Below are 1084 nucleotides of genomic sequence, written 5' to 3'. Positions count from 1 at the left end.
AACTGTAGAGAATATACAGGTATTGCGTAGGGACATTTTCGTCCGTCTATGTTAGCATGTACTCACCCAGAACAGGCCAACCCTTACCGCGCATACTCAGTGTGTCTGACTTGTGGAGAGCACACTGATCAACAAACAACTTGGAACGGTTTGGATTTTTTTTTTTTTGCGTCGACAAAAGGACGCACCCGGCCGATCAGGTCCAGCGCTTCCGGCCAGCGTCCCTGGTCCTCGTGGATCTGCGCCTTGACCATCAGCGCCTGCACGGCGGGCCGGCTGGTGCCCTGCCCCTTGCCTTCGAAAATCGTGAACGCTTCTTCCAGCGCAGCGAGCGCGTCGTCGGGCTTGCCGGCCTTGCGCAGGATGACGCCCTGGTTGACCAGCGCCGCGGCTAGGCGTTCATGGTCGGGCGCGAGGTTGCGCCGACGGATGGCCACCACCTGCTCCATCATCGCCACGGCCTCCTCGACGCGGCCGAGGCGGCTCAGCGACTGCGCGACATTGTTCATCGCCACGCTGGTGCGCGTGTCGTCCTCGCCGTACAGGCGCGTGACCTGCGCAAGGTATTCGCGCTCGATGGGCTCGGCTTCCTCGCTGAGGCCGGCGCGTCCCAGCGCGAGGCCGTGCGCATTGAGCAGCAGCGACGAGGTAAGCAGCGGCAGTTCTGGCGAAGCCTGCACCGCTTCGTACGCGACGCGCGTCAGCGGCACGACTTCAGCGGCGCGTCCCAGCCTCGCCATGGCCGCGGCCAGCGCAGGCAGCATTTCCGCCATCTGCGCCGACGCCGGCCCATGCTGCGAACGCACTTCATCGAACAGCGGCAGCAGCACCTGCGCGGCGTCCTCGTGCCGGCCGAGGTGGTTGAGGCTGGTGCCGACCTTCAGGCGCGCCGTGGTCAGCAGTTCCGGATCGGTGATGCCGGCCGCTTCGAGGATCCGCAGCTGGGCCCGCGCATGGTCGAGCGCCCGTTCGTACTTGCCGGCATACAGGCTGCTGTCGCCCAGGCGACGATGCACCGTGACCTGCAAGGCCGGATCGCCGGCCGCTTCGGCATCGCGCAGCGCGCGCTTCAGCAGTTCGGTCG

At 65.6% G+C, this 1084-nt stretch carries 1 protein-coding gene; it reads right to left on the bottom strand.

Features of this window, described 5'->3' with window-relative positions; all coding sequences use genetic code 11:
- Positions 1-128: 128 nt before the first annotated feature.
- Positions 129-1084: tetratricopeptide repeat protein (locus tag CSC66_RS17145; RefSeq protein WP_162378623.1), on the bottom strand; the 956-nt coding region annotated here is incomplete at its 5' end.

The sequence above is a fragment of the Pseudoxanthomonas kaohsiungensis genome, assembly GCF_010211765.1.
GTDB lineage: Bacteria > Pseudomonadota > Gammaproteobacteria > Xanthomonadales > Xanthomonadaceae > Pseudoxanthomonas > Pseudoxanthomonas kaohsiungensis.
Note: the sequence above shows the minus strand (reverse complement) of the source record. Positions and strands in the feature narration are given on the sequence as shown.